The sequence below is a fragment of the Frankia sp. AgPm24 genome (genome assembly GCF_023243055.1).
GTDB lineage: Bacteria > Actinomycetota > Actinomycetes > Frankiales > Frankiaceae > Frankia > Frankia umida.
This window is the reverse complement of sequence record NZ_JALKFW010000164.1, coordinates 31129-48245: the sequence shown is the minus strand read 5'-3', so window position 1 is coordinate 48245 and position 17117 is coordinate 31129. Positions and strand designations below refer to the sequence as shown.

At 73.2% G+C, this 17117-nt stretch carries 13 protein-coding genes; 5 read left to right on the top strand and 8 right to left on the bottom strand.

The window, feature by feature from the left end:
• Window positions 1-164: 164 nt before the first annotated feature.
• Window positions 165-1181, bottom strand: a complete 1017-nt coding sequence (locus MXD61_RS09575) for a TIGR03617 family F420-dependent LLM class oxidoreductase (protein ID WP_248812485.1) — start codon at window positions 1179-1181, stop codon at window positions 165-167.
• A gap of 20 nt (window positions 1182-1201) precedes the next feature.
• The gene (locus MXD61_RS09570; RefSeq protein WP_248812484.1) at window positions 1202-2386 is read right to left on the bottom strand and encodes a CaiB/BaiF CoA-transferase family protein; all 1185 of its coding nucleotides are present in this window, start codon (window positions 2384-2386) and stop codon (window positions 1202-1204) included.
• A 306-nt stretch (window positions 2387-2692) separates the two neighbouring features.
• Here MXD61_RS09570 and MXD61_RS09565 point away from each other — a divergent pair, with 306 nt between their 5' ends.
• Together MXD61_RS09565 and MXD61_RS09560 are read left to right on the top strand one after the other, a co-directional pair.
• A complete protein-coding gene (locus MXD61_RS09565; RefSeq protein WP_248812483.1) occupies window positions 2693-3760 on the top strand; it encodes a CoA ester lyase in 1068 nt (355 codons plus the stop codon).
• A gap of 145 nt (window positions 3761-3905) precedes the next feature.
• On the top strand, window positions 3906-5159 hold the full coding sequence (locus MXD61_RS09560) for a lysylphosphatidylglycerol synthase transmembrane domain-containing protein (RefSeq protein ID WP_248812482.1): 1254 nt from the start codon (window positions 3906-3908) through the stop codon (window positions 5157-5159).
• A gap of 96 nt (window positions 5160-5255) precedes the next feature.
• Here the strand turns inward: MXD61_RS09560 and MXD61_RS09555 are convergent, their stop codons facing one another.
• Window positions 5256-7031: a kelch repeat-containing protein gene (locus tag MXD61_RS09555; RefSeq protein ID WP_248812481.1), complete on the bottom strand. Its 1776-nt coding sequence runs from the start codon at window positions 7029-7031 to the stop codon at window positions 5256-5258.
• A 411-nt stretch (window positions 7032-7442) separates the two neighbouring features.
• Between MXD61_RS09555 and MXD61_RS09550 the strand changes: the two genes are divergently transcribed.
• Complete coding sequence (locus MXD61_RS09550) at window positions 7443-9416, top strand: ABC transporter ATP-binding protein (RefSeq protein ID WP_248812487.1); 1974 nt, start codon at window positions 7443-7445, stop codon at window positions 9414-9416.
• A gap of 55 nt (window positions 9417-9471) precedes the next feature.
• Here MXD61_RS09550 and MXD61_RS09545 read toward each other — a convergent pair whose 3' ends face one another.
• Both MXD61_RS09545 and MXD61_RS09540 read right to left on the bottom strand, forming a co-directional pair.
• Entirely contained in the window at window positions 9472-10470 is a 999-nt protein-coding gene (locus MXD61_RS09545; RefSeq protein ID WP_285223209.1) for a lysylphosphatidylglycerol synthase transmembrane domain-containing protein, read from the bottom strand.
• Window positions 10471-10589: 119 nt separating this feature from the next.
• Complete coding sequence (locus MXD61_RS09540; protein WP_248812480.1) at window positions 10590-11978, bottom strand: glycosyltransferase family 4 protein; 1389 nt, start codon at window positions 11976-11978, stop codon at window positions 10590-10592.
• Between the two features lie 231 nt (window positions 11979-12209).
• On the opposite strand from MXD61_RS09540, the gene MXD61_RS09535 reads away from it, so the two are divergent.
• Window positions 12210-12881, top strand: coding sequence for a TIGR03086 family metal-binding protein (locus MXD61_RS09535; RefSeq protein ID WP_248812479.1), 672 nt, complete (start codon window positions 12210-12212; stop codon window positions 12879-12881).
• On the opposite strand, the gene MXD61_RS09530 is transcribed toward MXD61_RS09535, so the two are convergent.
• The gene (locus MXD61_RS09530) at window positions 12852-13436 is read right to left on the bottom strand and encodes a hypothetical protein (RefSeq protein ID WP_248812478.1); all 585 of its coding nucleotides are present in this window, start codon (window positions 13434-13436) and stop codon (window positions 12852-12854) included. The two genes, MXD61_RS09535 and MXD61_RS09530, sit on opposite strands and share 30 nt — an antisense overlap.
• Window positions 13437-13669: 233 nt before the next feature.
• On the opposite strand from MXD61_RS09530, the gene MXD61_RS09525 reads away from it, so the two are divergent.
• Window positions 13670-13873 carry a DUF4236 domain-containing protein gene (locus MXD61_RS09525; protein WP_163549811.1) on the top strand — a complete coding sequence of 68 codons (204 nt, stop codon included), beginning with the start codon at window positions 13670-13672 and terminating at the stop codon, window positions 13871-13873.
• 64 nt (window positions 13874-13937) lie between these two features.
• Here the strand turns inward: MXD61_RS09525 and MXD61_RS09520 are convergent, their stop codons facing one another.
• Window positions 13938-15074, bottom strand: a complete 1137-nt coding sequence (locus tag MXD61_RS09520; RefSeq protein ID WP_248812477.1) for a PP2C family protein-serine/threonine phosphatase — start codon at window positions 15072-15074, stop codon at window positions 13938-13940.
• Between the two features lie 102 nt (window positions 15075-15176).
• Window positions 15177-16847, bottom strand: coding sequence for an amidase (locus MXD61_RS09515; RefSeq protein WP_248812476.1), 1671 nt, complete (start codon window positions 16845-16847; stop codon window positions 15177-15179).
• Between the last annotated feature and the right edge of the window lie 270 nt (window positions 16848-17117).

Genomic DNA, 17117 nt, shown 5'->3' with positions numbered 1-17117 from the left:
AGAACGGGGCCAGTGGCTGGTTGCGGTGCGCCAGCGCCCGACGCACCGCCGGATCATCCCCGAGTCGGACCCGGCGGGGCCCCCCCCCCGGGCGCGGGGGGGCCGCCGGGCCGGGGGTCCCCCCCGGGGCCCGCCGCGGGGCGGTGCCGCGCGGCCCGGTGCGCTCAGGCGGCCGGGGGCCGGACGTGGGCGAGGAGCTCGGTGAGCAGACCCGGCTCGGCGTCGTAGGGCGTGTAGAAGGAGGTCCGGGCGAGGACGTCGCCGACCTTCGCGTACAGCGCGGGGCCGGCCTCGGCGGGGGTGCCGACGACGGCGAAGGTGTGCAGGATGTCGTCGGTGATGAGCGAGCCGAGCTCGTTCCAGCGGCCTTCCTTCGTCAGCCGGGTGAGCTCGGGCTGCAGGTCACCCCAGCCATGCAGCTCCAGCACGGGCCGGTAGGCGGGGGTCGAACCGTAGAAGGCGATACGCGCGCGGGTGCCGGCGACGGCGGTCGCGAGCTCCTCCTCGGTGCGTCCGACGGCGACGAACATCGGGCCGTTGAGGACGAAGTCGTCGAGGGTGCCGCCCCGCTTGGCCCGACCGCGGCGCAGCGCCGGCAGGGTCACCTCGTCGAGGTAACGGCGGGTGGTGAAGGGGTGCAGGAAGAAGCCGTCGGCGACCTCACCGGCGGCCTCGGTCATCGCCACGTTCACCCCGGCGACGTACACCGGCGGCGGCCCGGCCGGATGCGGCTCGGGGGCGAAGAACGGCGTCATCAGGGTGTGGGAGTAGAACTCGCCCTGGAAGTCGAGCTTCGTGCCGTCCTGCCAGGACGCCCAGATGGCCTTGAGGGCCAGCACGTACTCGCGCATCCGGGCCGCCGGGCTCGACCAGGTCATCGAGAACCGGCGCTCGATGTGCGACTTGACCTGCGAACCGAGGCCGAGAACGAACCGTCCCTGCGCGTAGCGGGCCAGGTCGTAGGCGGAGGTGGCGGTCGTCATCGGGCTGCGGGCGAAGGCGATCGCGACGGCCGTGCCCACCGTGATGTTCTCGGTGGCCTGCGCCGCCTGCATGATCTGCAGGAACGGGTCGTGGTTGGTGTCGCCGACCCAGGCGCCCGCGTAGCCGGCGGTCTCGGCGTGGCGTGCCGCGGTCGCCGCGAGGTCGATGTCGGTGCCCAGGACAGCGTCGATCTTCATCGATGTTTCCCTTCAGCCTGTCAGATCACGCGGTCGGCGCGTAGCTGGGCGATCTCGTCGGTGGTGAGGCCCACCTCGGCCAGGACGGCCTCGGTGTGCTCGCCGAGGGCCGGGACGGGCCCCATGGGCAGGGCCCAGTCGGGGGTGATCGGCGGCGGCAGGGGGGCGCGCCAGGGGCCGGCGGGGGTGGCGACGTCACGCCAGCGGTCCCGGGCGCTCAGATGCGGGTGGTCGATGACCTCCTGCACGCTGTTGAGCCGGGAGTTGCCGATCGCCGCGTCGTCGAGGATCTTCTCGGCCTGGGCGATGGGAACGGTGGTCGTCCAGGCGCGGATGGCCTCGTCCAGGCGGGGGCGCAACCGGACCCGGTCGTCGTTGTGGGTGAAGGCGGGATCGTCGGCGAGGTCGTCGCGGCCGAGCACCGTGCGGGCCAGCCGCTGCCATTCGCCGTCGTTGGTGGTGCCGAGCACGAGGGTGAAGCCGTCCGCCGTCGGGTAGGCGCCGTAGGGGGAGACGGCCGGGGAGCTCACCCCGTTGGGAACCTGCTGCTCACCGGTGCCCATGGTGATGTTCATGGTGTAGCTCATCCACTCGACCACCGTGTCGAACAGGCTGATCGACAGGGCGGTGCCGCGGCCGGTCGCCGTGCGGGCGTGGATCGCGGCGAGCACGGAGGTCACCGTGTACATGCCGGCGCCGATGTCGGCCACGGGGATACCCGGCTTGGCCCGGTGCTCCTGCGTTCCGGTGATCGAGCAGGAGCCGGCCTCGGACTGCACCAACAGGTCGTAGGCCCGCTTGTGGGACAGCGGGCCGCCCTCGCCGTAGCCGGAGATGTCGACCGCGACGATCCGCGGGAAGCGTTCGACCAGTTGCTCGGCGGCGAATCCGTAGCGGGCGGCCGCGCCCGGTGCGAGGTTCTGCACCACGATGTCGGCCCGGGCGAACAGCCGCTCCAGCGCCTCGGCGCCGCGCGGGTCGCGGAAGTTCAGCGCGACCGACTCCTTGCCCCGGTTGAGCCAGACGAAGTGCGCGGCCAGTTCGCCGAGCACCGCGTTGTCGTAGTCGCGGGCGAAGTCACCGCCGCGCGGGTTCTCCACCTTGATGACGCGGGCGCCGAGGTCGGCGAGGGTACGGGTGGCCGTCGGGGCGGCGACAGCCTGCTCCAGCCCGACCACGACGAGATCCCGCAGCGGGAGATCCAACGCTCCTCCTGGCAGTCGAGCGGGCAGTCACTCTGGCGACTGCCTCAATAAACCAGAAGTGCGTCTGTGGCGCGGGGTTGCGCGTCCAGGCTCACCCTGCCCTGACCGCGCACTGCGAGCTGCGTCACTCTGGGCAAATATCGTTACTCTGTGTGATTTAACTCGGGGCGGGTGAAACGGGGAGCTGGTAACGTGCCTCGTCGTCGAGCGTCGTGCCCGTCGCTGGTGGTGACCCCGTCCGCCCGACGGTTCGGTCCGCCCGACGGTTCGGTCCGCCAGCCAGGTTCCCCTTCCGGGAGACTCCCCATGCGCAGTGCCAAGGACTTCTTCGCTCCGCTCGCCGTGGGCGCGCCGGCCCCGGCGCGTGAGATCCCGTGGCGGCCGTCCCGGGTGATCCACTTCTTCGACCCCAGCAACGCCAAGATGGCCGCGAAGCTGCCGACCCTCATCCCCAAGGTGGATGTGCTGCTCGGCAACCTCGAGGACGGCGTCAGGGCCGACAACAAGCTCGCCGCCCGCGAGGGACTCATCAAGATCATCGAGGGTGGCGCGGAGTTCGGCGACACCCAGTTCTGGATCCGGGTGAACAGCATCGACTCGCCCTGGGGGCTGGACGACCTGCTCACCCTCGTGCCCGCGATCGGCGCGAAGCTCGACGTGATCATGCTGCCGAAGGTGCAGGGCGCCGAGGACATCCACTACGTCGACCGGCTGCTCGCCCAGCTCGAGGCCCAGGCCGGCCTGACCCGCCCGATCCTCGTGCACGCGATCCTCGAGACCGCCCGCGGCGTGAGCAACGTCGAGGAGATCTGCGCCGCGAGCCCCCGCATGCAGGGCCTGTCGCTGGGCCCCGCCGACCTCGCCGCCGACCGGCGGATGAAGACCACCCGGGTCGGCGGCGGCCACCCCGGCTACCTGGTCCGCCAGGACCCCACCCCGGACGACCCGAGCGCCGTGCGCGCCACCTTCCAGCAGGACCCCTGGCACTACACCCTGGCCCGGATGGTCGACGCCTGCGTGGCGCACGGGATCATGCCGTACTACGGCCCGTTCGGTGACATCGCCGACACCCTGGCCTGCGAGGACCAGTTCCGCAACGCGTTCCTGCTCGGCGCGGTCGGCGCCTGGTCGCTGCACCCGGTGCAGATCGACATCGCCAAGAAGGTCTTCAGCCCCGAGCCCAAGGATGTCGCCTGGGCCAGCCGGGTCGTCGAGACCATGGGCGACGGCACCGGCGCGGTGATGGTCGACGGCACCATGCAGGACGACGCCTCGGTCAAGCAGTGCCAGGTCATCCTCGATCTCGCCCGCCGCCTCGCCGCCCGCGACGCCACCCTCGCCGCCAGCTACAACCTGCCCGGACCCACCGCCTGACCAGCCCTGCGACCACCGCCGGCCGGCCGGTGCGGCCGGGCCGGCCGGCGGTGGGCTGATTCGCCTCGTCGATCGCTCGTCTAGGGTGACGCGCAGGAGGTACGTCGGGCGGCCCGCACCGCAGGTGGGGCGGAGGAGGGCGCGAGTGCCAGCCGACCCAGCCGGCAAACCGCTGGACAAAACCTGCAAGCCGGACAACCTGGACGACGTGGACGACGACGCATCCGCACCGACCGCGACACCGGCCGCTGCCTCGACCGCCGCACCGGAACCCACCGTCCCGACGGATTCGGCCGAGCCGGCACCGCCAGTGGAGCCGGTACCGCCGGTTGGGTCGGCGCCGTCAGCTGGGGGTGGCGGGACGCGGCCGCGGCGGTTGGGAGCGGCGGGGCGCTTTCGCACCGATGTCGTTCCCGGCGGTCTGGCCTGGGGGCGGATCGCCGGCCGGGTGATACCGCTCGCGGTCACCGCGGTGGCGATCTACCTGCTCGCCCCGCAACTGCTCACCGTGTTCTCCGCCTTCCCCCGGCTGCGGCACTTCCGTCCGTGGTGGTACCCGGCGATGGTCGGCTGGGAGATCGCGAGCTTCGCCTGTGTGTGGCAGCTGCAACGGCTCGCCATCGACGGGCTGAGCTGGTTTCTGTCCATCACCTCGCAGCTCGCGTCGAACAGCATCAGCCGGATCATCCCCGGCGGGATCGCGGTGGGCGGCGCCGTCCAGTTCCGGATGCTGAGCCGGGCGGGCTGTGATCCCGCGGCCGCCGGGTTCGCCCTGACCGCGATCTCCATGGTCACGACCAGCATCGTGTTCGGGCTGCCGCTGTTCGTCCTGCCCGCGTTGATCTTCGGCCAGCCGGCGCCGCGCGGTCTGATCGCGGCGGCGTGGCTCGGGGGCGTCGCTTTCGCGGTACTGGCGGTGGCCGGCCTGGTGCTGGCCCGCTCGGAGGCCGCGATGCGCCTGCTGGCGCGGCTGCTCGCCCGGGTGCTGCAGCTGGCCCGCCGCCCGGTTGATCCCGACCTGTCCGACCTGCTGCTGATCCGCCGCGACGAGGTGCTGCACTCGCTCGGACGTCGGCTACCCGCCGCGTTGCTGTTCGCGGCCGGCAAGTGGACCCTCGACTACCTCGCCCTGCTCGCGGCGTTGGCCGGTGCCGGCCAGCATCCTCGGCCGTCCCTGGTGCTGCTGGCCTACGTGGCGGCCAGCGTCCTGGCGATGATCCCGATCACGCCCGGCGGTCTCGGTTTCGTCGAGGCCGGCCTGACCGGGACCCTCGCCCTGGCCGGGGTTCCGCCGGCGGCCGCGGCCCTGTCCACCCTCGCCTACCGGCTGGTGTCCTTCTGGCTGCCGCTGGCCGCCGGCGCCCCCGCCTGGATCGCCTACCGCGTCCGTTACCGCTAGCCGTTCCCACCGGACGACCCAGCCATCCCCGGACGACCCGCCATCCCCCGGACGGCCCACGATGGCCGGCCGTCCGGGGGTGCGGGACGGGGCTGGTCAGTCGGACAGCGTGGCGACGGTGGCCTCGGGCTGGTCACTGTCGGACGTCCCGCCCAGGACGTAGATGTGACCGTCGCCGCCGGTCGTGGCCGCGGCATCCGCCCGGTCGGACGCCTCACCGGAGGTGCCGGAGTCCCACGAGTCGCGATCCGGGGAGTAGATCTGCACGGTGTCGGTGACCGCGTTGTCCGAACCGCGTCCGCCCACGACGTACACCCGCCCGTCCGGGCCAGTGGCACCGGCGGCCCGGGTGACCGGGGTGGGCAGACCGGCCACCTGCGCCCACGAGCCGCTGCCGCCCTCCGTCCCGGGGGTGTAGACGTACGTCGTCGAGGCCACCCGCGGGGCGGACGTACCGTCGATGGTGCCGCCGGCGGCCAGAATCCGGCCATCCGAGAGGGCGACGACGATCGGCGCGTCCAACGCGGACGGCGGAGCCGGCGCGGTCGACCACACGTTCGCGGCCGGATCGTAGATCGCCAGCGTGGTGCCGTCGAGGGCGTAGATCCGTCCGTCCCCGCCGCGGGCCGCCCGGGGCTGGTCCATCGGGGCCGGCAGGGAGGTGGCGTCCGACCAGGAGTCACTGGCCGGCTGGTACACCTCGACGGTGTCCGTCGGACCGTCCGCGTCCTGCCCGCCGATCGCGTAGATCCGTCCGTCCGCCCCGGTGACGGCGGCCAGGTCCGTGCGCGGCGTGGGCAGATCGGCGACGTCCGACCAGGTGCCCGACGTCGGATCGAGCACCGCGACGGAACCCACCGGTGTGCCCGAGGCTCCGGCTCCCGCACCCGCACCGGCACCGGCTCCCGCTCCGTTGCCCGGGCCGGTTCCGGCCGGGCCGCCGGGTGTGGGGCTGCCCGTGCGGCCCGCGGTGGACGTCGCACTCGGGGTGGCCGTCCCGCCCGGGTTGGGGGTGGTGGTCAGGCCGGGTGACCGGCTTGGGCCGGTGGGTGTGGCGGAGTCGCCCGGTTGGGCCGGGTCCGTGCCCGTGGCGCCCTCGGACGCGTTCGGTAGCGGTTCGAAGCCCGGCTCGTCCGTCAGCGCGCCGGGGATGACCCTCGCCCCCGAGGGGGCCAACCCCGCGGGACCCACGCCCGGCGACCCGGTCGTACCCGGCGAGGACGTCCCGCTCGGCGACGTGCTGCCGCCCGGTGAGGCGGTGCGGCCCGGTGCGGTGGTCGTGCCACGGGAGGTGGTCGTGCCCGGGGAGGCGGGAGTGGTCGCGGTGGGGCCGGCGGGGGGTGCGGGTGCCACGCCGGCGCTGGGCGCGCCCGTGGGGCTGGTGCCGGCCGCGGCCGATTCCGCGCTGCCGCCGATCGCGTAGATCTTCCCGTCGCATCCTGTGGTCGTGGCGAGTCCGGCGACGGCGTCGGGCAGGTCGGCGACCGGCTTCCAGGTGCCCAGCGGTCCGGTCGCGGACGCCATTTTCGGGCAGGCCGACCCGCCGGCAGCGCCCCCGCCGGGTGCCACACCTGGCGAACCGGACGTGCCCGGAGTGGACGTCCCACCCGGGTCGCCGCCTTCGTCCGGCCCGGTGCTCCCAGCCGACCCTGCGGTGCCGCTCGGAGTTGGGCCGTCCGTGCTGGGCGGCCTGGTCGTGGGACCGGAAGTCGCTGCCGAGGGCGCCGAGGACGTGCCGGGTGGTGCGCTCGGGAACGCGGTGACGCCGACGGCCGCGTCCATCAGCCCGGGTGTGGCCATCGCGGCGGTGAGGGTCGCGGACAGGACGAACGCGCGAGAGGCGCATCGTCGGGACGTGCGGGACCAGCTCATCGGTTTCCCCCTCTAAGGGCCCGCGTCGGCGGACCCCGGCCGGGTGGTCGCGCGGTGCGTTCGCACCTGCGTCCCGCACCCGCTCCCGCTCCGGCTCCACCTGGCGGGCATGCACGCAGAGTGTTCCCAGGGATGCGAAAGGTAATCTCATGGAGCCGTCCAACCCCCCGCGCCGGGGCTCGCCGATGGTCGCGGCCCCTTCCGCCACCGGTGGGAACTAGCCTCTCCCTCGTGACCTCGCAGCCGCCGACCCTTACGTCAGGGTCCAGTCACCCGACCGGTGCCAGTCACCCGACCGGTGCCAGTCACCCGACCGGCACCGCCGACCCGACGGACGCCACTCACCCGGTGGGCAGAGCCGAGCGGGCGGGGGACCTGAGGTGGGCGGGGGTGACCGGGCTGCACGCGGGGATGGTCGCGCGGCTGACCGGGGTGGGGGAGGCGCGGCGGGCCGAGCGGTTCTTCGCCGATCAGGGGCCGGTCGTGGCGGTGCTGGTGGCGCTGTCGGTGGTGGGGTCGGTCGCGGTGGCGGCGGGGCCGTTCCTGCTGCGGCACCTCGTGGATGTCTCGCTGCCACGGGGGCACGTCCGGGATCTCGCCTGGCCGATCGGGCTGCTGGGGGCGCTGCTGGTGTTCGAGTCGGCGGTGCTGTCGGCACGGATGGCGCTGATCGCGCGGCTGGGCGGGGTGGTCTCGGTGCGCATCCGGCAGACCGTGAACACGCATCTGCAGCGGCTGCCGTTCAGTTTCTTCCCGCGTAGTCAGCCGGGTGAGGTCATGACGGTGATGACCAGTGATGTGCTGGCCGCGCAGAACGCGATCTCCGCCACGGTGCAGGCGGTGATCTGCCGGGTGGCGGACATCGCGGTCGGCACGGTGGTCGTCTTCGTCCTGGACTGGCGGCTCAGCCTGGCGGTCATGGTGTTCGCGCCGGCGACGCTGCTGATGGTCCGTTCGGGCCGGCGGCGCCTCGCGGAACTGTCCCGTCACCAGCGGGAACTCGACGGTGTGCTGATGGCGCGCCTCGCCGACACCGCATCGGTGTCGGGCGCGCTGCATGTGCGGTTGTTCGACCGGGTCGACCATGAACGGGAGTGGTTCGACGCCGCCGGCGCCGAGCTGATCACGGCCTCGCGGGACCAGGCCCGGTTGACGTCCCGGGTCCGTTTCCTGGTCAACCTCGGCATTGTGGCGACGATGACGGTGGTCGTGGCGCTTGGCGCCTGGCTGGTCTCGTCCGAGCGGACCACGCTGGGGACCGTCGCCGCACTGGGTGGGGCGCTGCTGGTGTCGTTCGGCCCGCTGTCGTCCGCGATCGACCTGCGCACGGAGCTCGCCGGTGCCGGCGCCGCGTTCCGTCGCATCTTCGCCCTGTTGGACGTCCCCGAGGACGAGATCCGCGCCCGTTTCGACACGTCCCCCGACGCGTCCCCGGACAGGTCCGCGCGCCGGGACGCGGCTGGTGCGGTGCGCGCTCCGGCGCTGACAACGCCCCGGCCGGCGGTGCCGGGCGGCCGTGGTGACCACAGGGACGAGGGTGACCACAGGGACGAGGGTGGCCCTCGGGACACGGGTGACCTTTGGGGCGCCGGTGGTTCCGGCCGCGGCGAGGAGCTGGGGCTCGGGGTGGACCTGGCGCTGGAGGATGTCTGGTTCGGCTACGACCGCGCCGGCGGCGGCGACGGTGCCGGCGGTGCCGCCGGCGCCGGCTGGGACCTGAGCGGGGTGACGTTGCGGGTCACGGCGGGGACGACGACGGCGGTGGTCGGGGCCAGTGGCGCGGGCAAGACGACGGTCGCCTATCTCGCCAGTGGGATGCACCGGCCGCAGCGGGGATCCGTCCGGCTCGACGGGGTCAGCCTGGACGACATCGCGCCGTCCAGGCTGCACGCGCAGGTCGGTGTGGTCCCGCAGGATCCGCACCTGTTTCACGACACGATCGCCGCGAACCTGCGCTACGGACGTCTCGACGCCACCGACGACGAACTGCTCGCCGCCCTCGACGCCGCCTCCCTGTCCGCGCTGGTCGAACGCCTGCCGGACGGCCTGGAGACCCGGGTAGGCGCCCGTGGCTACCGGCTTTCCGGTGGGGAACGTCAGCGGCTGGCCATCGCCCGGGTGCTGGTGCAGTCGCCGCGGGTCCTGGTGCTGGACGAGGCGACGTCGGCGCTCGACACCGTCTCGGAGGCCGCGGTACGCGCCGCCCTCGACCGGCTCGCCATCGGACGCACCTGCCTGGTCATCGCGCACCGGCTGGCCACGGTGATCGACGCCGACCGCATCTACGTCCTCGATCGGGGCCGCGTCGCCCAGCACGGCACCCACCACGACCTGCTCGCCGCCGGCGGCCCCTACGCCAAGCTTTACCGCCCCACCGCGGTGTGACCGAGCGGCCGCGCCGACGTGTACGGCGAGGATCTCCTTTGGGTGCCTTCCCGGGTCAGAGCTGGCCGCGGCGGACCATGACGGCAAGGACGCAGGCGGACGGGGCCATCGGGAGCCACACGGTGACCAGGCGGTAGCCGAGGACCACGCCGAGGGCGACCTGGGGTGTCTGGCCGGTGGCGATGAGCGCGGCGAGCAGGGCCGCGTCCAGTGATCCGAAGCCCCCGGGGGACGGGACCACCGCCGACGCGGTGCTGGCGACGTAGTAGAGGGTGAACACCGCGCCGACCCCGAGTGGCAGGTGCAGCGCCTGGACGATCGCCCACAGGGTGATCGCGTGGACGAGCGGGATCGCCGCCGACCCACCCCACAGCAGCGCCGCGCGTCCCGGCGAGCGCAGGGTGGTGCCCACCCCGCACAGGTGGGCCCGCAGCCGGGACCAGAGCCGGGTTCTCAGCTGGGCGCGGAGTGCCACCAGCACCGCCAGCGCGGCGGCGGCCACCGCGGCGCCCACGGCCACCGTGGCGAACACCGGGCCGCTGCCCGGCAGACGAGCGGTGTCGACCTCGAGGAAGCCACCGGCGAGCAGGGCGAGGAGCACCGCGAGGTGGGTGGTGACGCCGGCGGTCGCGTCCAGGCCGACGGCGGTCAGCGACTCGGGCAGCGAGAAGCCATGGCGGTGCAGGAAACGCAGTTTGACCGCGCCGACCCCGAAACCGGCCGGCAGCACGTGGTTCGCGACACTGCCCGCGACCTGCGCGGCGAGCAGCGGTCGGACCGGTAACGCCCGGGACACCGCCCCCTGCTGGCAGGCGGCCCCCGCGAACCAGGTGAACTGGGCGACGACGGTCGCCCCGATCAGCCAGGCCGGATGCGCGTCGGCCAGCGCCGCCGCCCCACCTCGCACGGTCGACCATGACCGCACCACCCACCAGACCACCACCACCGGTACCAGGCAGGCCAGCGCCGGCCGCACCGCCCACCAGCGTCCGCGCCCAGGCGTGACCCGCCGAGCCGGGCCGACCGGACAGGTCAGGTTGGCCGTGTTGGCCATGTCGGCCGGACTGGTCGTGCTGGTTGGGCTGGTTGGGCTGGCGTCCGGAGGCTGGACCCAGGTGGCGGTCGGTATCGCGGTCGGGGTGGCGTCCGGTGTGGGTCTGGTGGGGGCGGGCGTCACCGGCGCTGGCTGGCGTCGACGCGGTCCGGGAGGTGCTGGCCGGTGGTGTCGTCCGCGGGGGCGGCGTCGTCCATCGGGGTGGAGTGGTCCATCGGGGTGGAGTGGTCCATGGGGGAAGGATGGTCCATGGGGGAGGCGGGGGTGCGGTCGATGATCTGGTCGGTCAGGTGGTCGTCGACGGGGAGGCCGGTGAGGATGCGGGCGAGGCGGCCGCTGAGTTCCTGCCAGCTCCACGCGGTGCGCATCCACTCGCGGCCGGCGAGGCCCATCCGGGCGGCGCGGTCGGGGTCGTCCAGCAGGTCGAGGACGGCGCTGGTCACGGCGTCGACGTCGCGCCCGTCGACGACGGTGCCGGTGCGACCGGGCAGGACCACGTCGGGGGCGCCACCCTGCGCACCGGTGATCACCGGCAGGCCGCTGGCGGCGCCTTCCAGGGACGACAGGCCGAGGCCCTCGAGGTCCAGGCCGAGCCAGCGGGTGCGTGAGGGCATGGCGAACACGTCCGCGGCGTCGAGGTAGGCGGGCAGCGTCTCGTCCGGGATGGCGCCGGTGAAGTGGACGTCGTCGGCGACCCCGACGCGCCGCGCGAGCAGTCGCAGCCGGCTTTCGGCCGGGCCCTTGCCGACCAGCAGCAGCCGGGCGCCCGGGTGCCGCCGGCGCACCGTCGGCCAGCCGCGGATCAGCATGTCCTGGCCCTTGCGGGGGACCATCCGGGCCACGCAGATGACCACCGGACGGTCCGACCAGCCGAGCATGCGGCGAATCTCGTCGCCGCCGGCCCCGGGGTGGAAGCGTTCGACGTCGACCCCGCCGGTCAGCCGGGCCATGGCCGTGCCGTCGGGGGCGACCGCGGCCAGCCGGCGCCGGGTGAACGAGGTCAGGTAGGTGAGCACGTCCGCGCGGGCGGCGCAGCTGCGCACCAGCGACCAGCCGACCGGCAGCCGCGACCAGGCCACCTCATGCCCATGACTGGACGACACGACCCGCCGCACACCGGCTTCACGCAACACCGGTGCGAGCAGGCCGTATGGCGCCGAAGTGGGAAACCAGGCGGCCTCGCATCCCTCGGTGCGCACCAGATCCGCCAGCACCGCGCGGGACCGCCGGGACGTCACGACTCGTTCGCCGATGCGCACGACGGGGAACGGCAGGGTGCGGTCGAACTCGTCCGCCCCGGCAACGGTCGGCGCGACGACGATCACCCGGTCGGCGGGCAGGCCCGCGGTGAGATGACAGGCGAAGGTCTGGATGCCGCCGAGCACAGGCGGGAACTTGTCGGCGACGACCAGCGTCCGGGGGAACGGGGCGCCTGCCGGTGCCGTGGGATGTGGGCGGCAGGCGTCGTCCCGGGAGACGGGTTGCGACGGCAGACGGCGACCATCCATGAGGGGAGATGATGACAGGCGGCCGATGTGTACCGGATGAGTGCCGCGCACCCGATGGTGCATGACGGCGTGTAGCGGAGAAACGGCCCGGGTCTGTGGCCAGGTGTGGGCTCTTCGTAATCATCTGGATGCGCGGGGTTGGACGGTCGGTGCCGGTGGGTAGGTGCTCTGCGGCGGGTAGGCGGTTCGAGGACGTGGCGCCGAAGGGGGCACCTGGAGATGGCGAGCAGCATGCTGACTGCCACGGCACGTCGCGAGTGGCTGGACTGGGCGATGGACATCTTCGACATCCAGGTCCGTGCGGTCCCCGAGGGCGCCTGGGACGCGCCGACGCCCTGCCGGGAGTGGAACATCCGCCGCCTGGTCAACCATCTGACCGTCGAACATCTGTGGGTTCCGCCGCTGCTGGCCGGCCTGACCCGCGAGGACATCGGACGCCGCTTCGACGGTGACCAGCTCGGCACCGACCCGGTCGGTGTCTGGAGCGCCACCGCCCGCCGGTCCCGCGCGGCCTGGAACCGCAGCGAGGTCTGGACGCGCAACCCCGTCCTGTCGTTCGGCCCCACCCCCGCGGACGAGTACGCCTTCCAGCTCACCGCCGACCTGCTCCTGCACGGCTGGGACCTCGCCCGCGCCGTCGACGAGGCCGGACGCCTCCCCGGCGACAGCACCTCGGCGCGCACCGTGGGCAGCAACCTGGAGCTGGTCCGCTGGGTGCACCAGGCCCTCGCCCGTCAGATCGACGCCTGGCGGGTCGTCGGCATCTTCGCCGAACCCGTCACGGTGCCTGCCGACGCCGACGAGTGGACGAGCCTGATCGCCCTCTCCGGTCGCCGCCCGGACTGGCGTCCGGAGCCTGCCGCTGGCCGCCGGTCAGCAGAGCGGGAAGATCGGAATCGGTAGGCCGGACCCGCTGATGGCCTGCTCAGGAGGCTGAGTGCAGCGGTGGGGCGCCGGAACCGGGCTCGCCGTGGCCTGCTCGGCGTCATCCGGATTCCGCGGTGTCGGCGGTACGGCCGTCGGCACGCGCGTCGGCACCCGCCAGGTCGGCGGGACGGCCATCGGAACCCGCCCGGCCAGGGGCCTGCTCACCACCCCGTCATCCACCACTCCCAGCCGGCCGATCTCACCGGCGGCCGCCACCATGTCGCCAGCGTCACCCGGATCGTCGCCGTCGCCCGAATGGCCACCGTCACCCGAATGGCCACCGTCGCCCGGATCGTCGCCGCGCTGGCCGTCGCCCCTGATGCTGTCGCTGCCGACGCCGGACGGGGACGCCATGCGCTGCTGCGACAGCGCGACGAGCCCACCGACGGCGAACGCGGTCACCGCGCTGAGCAGTACGACCAGCGCGACCAGCAGCCGCAGCACGGACCGGTCGGTCCGCGGATCACTCTCGCCGAATGCCACCACCGTGGACCTCGGCGTGTCCGTCCGCATCGTGAGGTCGATCCGCATGCTCAGACGGTAATGGCCTGATTCCGTATCCGTCGGATATCGGTGTGCGCGTCGCCCGACAAACACCCGCGCCGGGTCCGGCGGCCCTCGGCGCCGCTCTCCTCGGCATATCGAGGCGGCGAGGTGTAAACCGCGCAATACCGGAGACAAGCGCATTGTCGCTGTTTCGGTACGGATATCGGGCCGGGTCGAGGACGAACAAAGCCCGGCCCGCATCCCGCAGGAGGTGCCAGATGGGTCTGCGATACACCCGCCGCCCGAAGTACGGGCCGTTCCACGTCAATGTCAGCGAGAACGGGGTGTCCTCGGTGACGCTGAAGCTCGGCCGGATCTCCTGGCGGGTCTGGTCCCGGCAGCGCCGCGGCGGCCTGTCCAGCGTCGACCTGCCCGGCCCCTTCTCCTACCGCCGCGAAGGCCGCCGCCGCACCCGCACCTGACCCGTCCGGCGGTGAGCAGGTCCTTCCGCGGGCCGTTTCAGGCGATTCGGACCGTGCGGGGCGTTCAGCGGGTGGCGACGGTGGGCGGGGGAGGGGCGGAGGCGCTGGGGGCGCCGGGGATGGCGGGGGCCGGGTGGCGTTCGACGAGCAGGAGGGCGAGGTCGTCGTGCAGGGCGCCGTCGGCGTGGGTGTCCAGGGCCGTGGTGAGCCGGTCGAGGGCCTCCTCCTGGCCGCCGCCGCGCAGCAGGTCGAGATGCTCGTCGAGGTCGAAGAAGTGGCCGGCGGCGTCCCGGGCCTCGATCAGGCCGTCGGTGAACAGCAGCAGCCGGTCGCCGACCTCCCAGAACGCGTTCGTCACGGTGAACTGGTCGGCGAGGCCCAGCGGCGGGCTCGGGGAGCGCAACGTGAGGGTTCGGCTCGCACCGCGTGGCGACACCAGACGCGGCGGATGGTGGCCGGCCGAGCACATCCCGAGCCGGCCGTCGGGGTGGATGTCCAGCACGAGCGCGGTGACGAAGTCCTCCGGTCCGGCCTCCCGGGCGACGGCGCGGGTACACGCCGCCGCGACCTGCTCGGGATCCAGCCAGGTGACAGCGGCCTCCCGGAAGGCGCCCAGCACCACCGAGGCCAGCCGCACCGCGGGCAGCCCCTTGCCCCGCACATCCCCGATGATCACCCGGATGCTGTGCGCGGTCGGCACGACCTCGTACAGATCGCCGCCGACGGACGCCTCCCGCGCCGCCGACAGGTAGCGGGCGGCGAAACCCACGCCGTCCAGGCGCCCGGGCACCGCGGGCAGCAACGCACGCTGCGCCACCTCGGCCACCGCCTGGACGCGGTGCAGCTTCGAGCGCTGCCGCTCCCGGAACACACAGATACACACGGCGATCGCCGCCTGGATGGCGATCAGCAGAATGGCCGCGATGTGCTGACCGGTGCCGAACCGGTCGTCCCACAAGCCGGACACGATGCCCAGCAGCACCGTCACCCCACCGACGCCCGCGGTGATGAGCGTCGGACAGGCCGCGGCGAGGATCAGCGGACCAAGGCCGAAATACCCGGCCAGGGCGACGGTGGAGAACACGTCGGCCAGCAGCGTGCCGAGCAGGACCGTGGTACCTGCAACGACGAACGCGAGGTTCTCCGACCGTTCGTCCGTGGGCATCAGGGCGGCGGGGGCGTCCGTCCGGACAGTGCGCATGGGTCATTGTCCCGACCCGACCAGGAGTTCGGCCACACACCCTGACAGGACGTTCCGAAGGTCACCAGAATCTGACCGGATGGTCAGATCCGGCCGTACGGGTCAGCCGATGTGGGCGACCCGTTCCCCCGGATAGTGCAGCTGCCAGCGCTCGGCGTCCTCGAGTTCCGCGGCCAGGGAGATCAACCGGGTCTCGGCCGTGGCCGGGCCCATCAGCTGCGCGCCCACCGGCAGCCCCGCCGGGGTGAACCCGGCCGGCACGTTGACCGCAGGCCAGCCGAGCACGTTCCACGGCCAGGCGAACGGGCAGGCGGCGACGATCGCCTGGTCGGTCGCCCAGTTCGTGTCCCGGTTGAGCTCGCCGACCCGTGGCGGCGGCGTCGCGGTGGTCGGGGCGAGCACCACGTCCACCTTGCGGAAGACCCGGCCGATGTTGAGTCGGGCCACCGGTTCGGCCGCGCGGGTCAGCGGGAGGATCGGGCGCAGCAGCCGTCCGGTGCGGGCGTTGGCCAGGGTGCGCGCATCGAGCAGGGACGGGTCGGGCACCCGCCGGGCCCAGTCCCGGATGCCGTCCATCGACCGCGGCAGAAAGATCGTGCCGAGCAGCCCGTAGGGCGGTTCGACCGGGATGACCTCATGCCCGAGCCTGGCCAGGACCTCGGCGATCCGCTCCACCGCGGCCCGCACCGCCGGGTCGAGGTTCGCCGGCATGCCACTGTAGGGACGGTGCAGCGACAGGCCGATCCGCAGCCGGGGCGGCGGATGCCCGGCCGCTTCGAGGAACGACTCCGCGGGCGCCGGCGGTCGGTCCCGGTCGGTCGGCAGGCTGCCGGACAGGGCGTCGAGCAGCCGGGCACCGTCGGCGACCGTCCTGGTCAGCGGCCCGAACACGGTCAGCCCGTTGAACTGCTCGCGCACCGGGGCGCTGGAGATCCGCCCGCGCCGGGGCTTGATACCGACCAGATGCGTCCACGCCGCCGGGATGCGCACCGACCCCGCACCGTCCGAACCGATCGCACCCGGGACGAGTCCCGCCGCCACCGCCGCCGCGGCACCCCCCGACGACCCGCCCGGCGAATGATCGAGATCCCAGGGGTTGCGGGTCACCCCGAACGCCGGACCCTCGGTGAACGGCCACTGGCCGAACTCCGGGGTGTTCGTCTTGCCGACGATGATCGCCCCCGCGGCCTTCAGCCGCCGGACCATCTCACTGTCGCGGGCCGCCGGCGGGAACTCGCCCATCGCGCCGAACGCGGTGGGCATCCCGGCGATGTCCGTGTCATCCTTGATCGCGATCGGCACGCCGAGCACCGGCCGATACCGGCCGGTCGCCGTGCCACCGGCCGCCGACCCTGTGGCCGCTCGGGTGGCCGCGCCCTGCTCGAGCGCCGCGTCGGCCGCCGCCGCCTCGTCGAGGGCCTCCAGGGCGCGAATCCGGCGGAAGGCGTTGAGCGTCGACTGTGTCGCCTCGATCCGCTCGAGCGCCGCCTCGACCAGCTCCCGCGAGGTCACCTCGCCGCGGGCGAGCCGTTCGGCCAGCACGGACACACCCTCGAGGTCGTCGGGTGTCGCGGTGCTCCGGGCACGCGGTTCGTCCGGCCGGGCATCCTGCGGGTGGGCGTCCTCGGAACTGACGAAGGCTCGTTGCGGGTCGGGCATCAGCACTCCCTGCCAGCCGCTGTCCCGGCCTGCGCGGGCCGCGTCCAGGCCTGCGTCTGCACCGTAACCGACCTCGGCCCGCCCGAGACAGCCCAGCGGCGCTACCTCAGTCATTGTCCCTGACGTGTCAGGATGTGGATTCTGGCGTGGATCCGCTCGCCACCCCGCGTGACGATGGGCGTAGATCAGCCCGATATGGGTGATATGTTCATAGGACCCGTGGCGCAGTGACGCATCACCCCGTCCACATCGTGTTATCAACATCGATGATGGGGTATCGCCGTCCGGGAAATGGGCGGTGAACTTTTTCCCCGCCACCAGCACTGCCACCGACTCGCCACCGGCACCGACTCCGACCGCCGACGCACCGCGGTCCCCGCACCG

Bases quoted from the DNA above. Each gene is read 5' to 3' on its own strand.
- MXD61_RS09530 (WP_248812478.1), bottom strand. From the start codon at position 13,436: ATGCGGATCGACCTCACGATGCGGACGGACACGCCGAGGTCCACGGTG.
- MXD61_RS09520 (WP_248812477.1), bottom strand. From the start codon at position 15,074: ATGCGCACTGTCCGGACGGACGCCCCCGCCGCCCTGATGCCCACGGAC.
- MXD61_RS09515 (WP_248812476.1), bottom strand. From the start codon at position 16,847: ATGACTGAGGTAGCGCCGCTGGGCTGTCTCGGGCGGGCCGAGGTCGGT.
- MXD61_RS09555 (WP_248812481.1), bottom strand. From the start codon at position 7,031: ATGAGCTGGTCCCGCACGTCCCGACGATGCGCCTCTCGCGCGTTCGTC.
- MXD61_RS09565 (WP_248812483.1), top strand. From the start codon at position 2,693: ATGCGCAGTGCCAAGGACTTCTTCGCTCCGCTCGCCGTGGGCGCGCCG.
- MXD61_RS09545 (WP_285223209.1), bottom strand. From the start codon at position 10,470: ATGGCCAACACGGCCAACCTGACCTGTCCGGTCGGCCCGGCTCGGCGG.
- MXD61_RS09540 (WP_248812480.1), bottom strand. From the start codon at position 11,978: ATGGATGGTCGCCGTCTGCCGTCGCAACCCGTCTCCCGGGACGACGCC.
- MXD61_RS09550 (WP_248812487.1), top strand. From the start codon at position 7,443: ATGGTCGCGCGGCTGACCGGGGTGGGGGAGGCGCGGCGGGCCGAGCGG.
- MXD61_RS09525 (WP_163549811.1), top strand. From the start codon at position 13,670: ATGGGTCTGCGATACACCCGCCGCCCGAAGTACGGGCCGTTCCACGTC.
- MXD61_RS09535 (WP_248812479.1), top strand. From the start codon at position 12,210: ATGCTGACTGCCACGGCACGTCGCGAGTGGCTGGACTGGGCGATGGAC.
- MXD61_RS09575 (WP_248812485.1), bottom strand. From the start codon at position 1,181: ATGAAGATCGACGCTGTCCTGGGCACCGACATCGACCTCGCGGCGACC.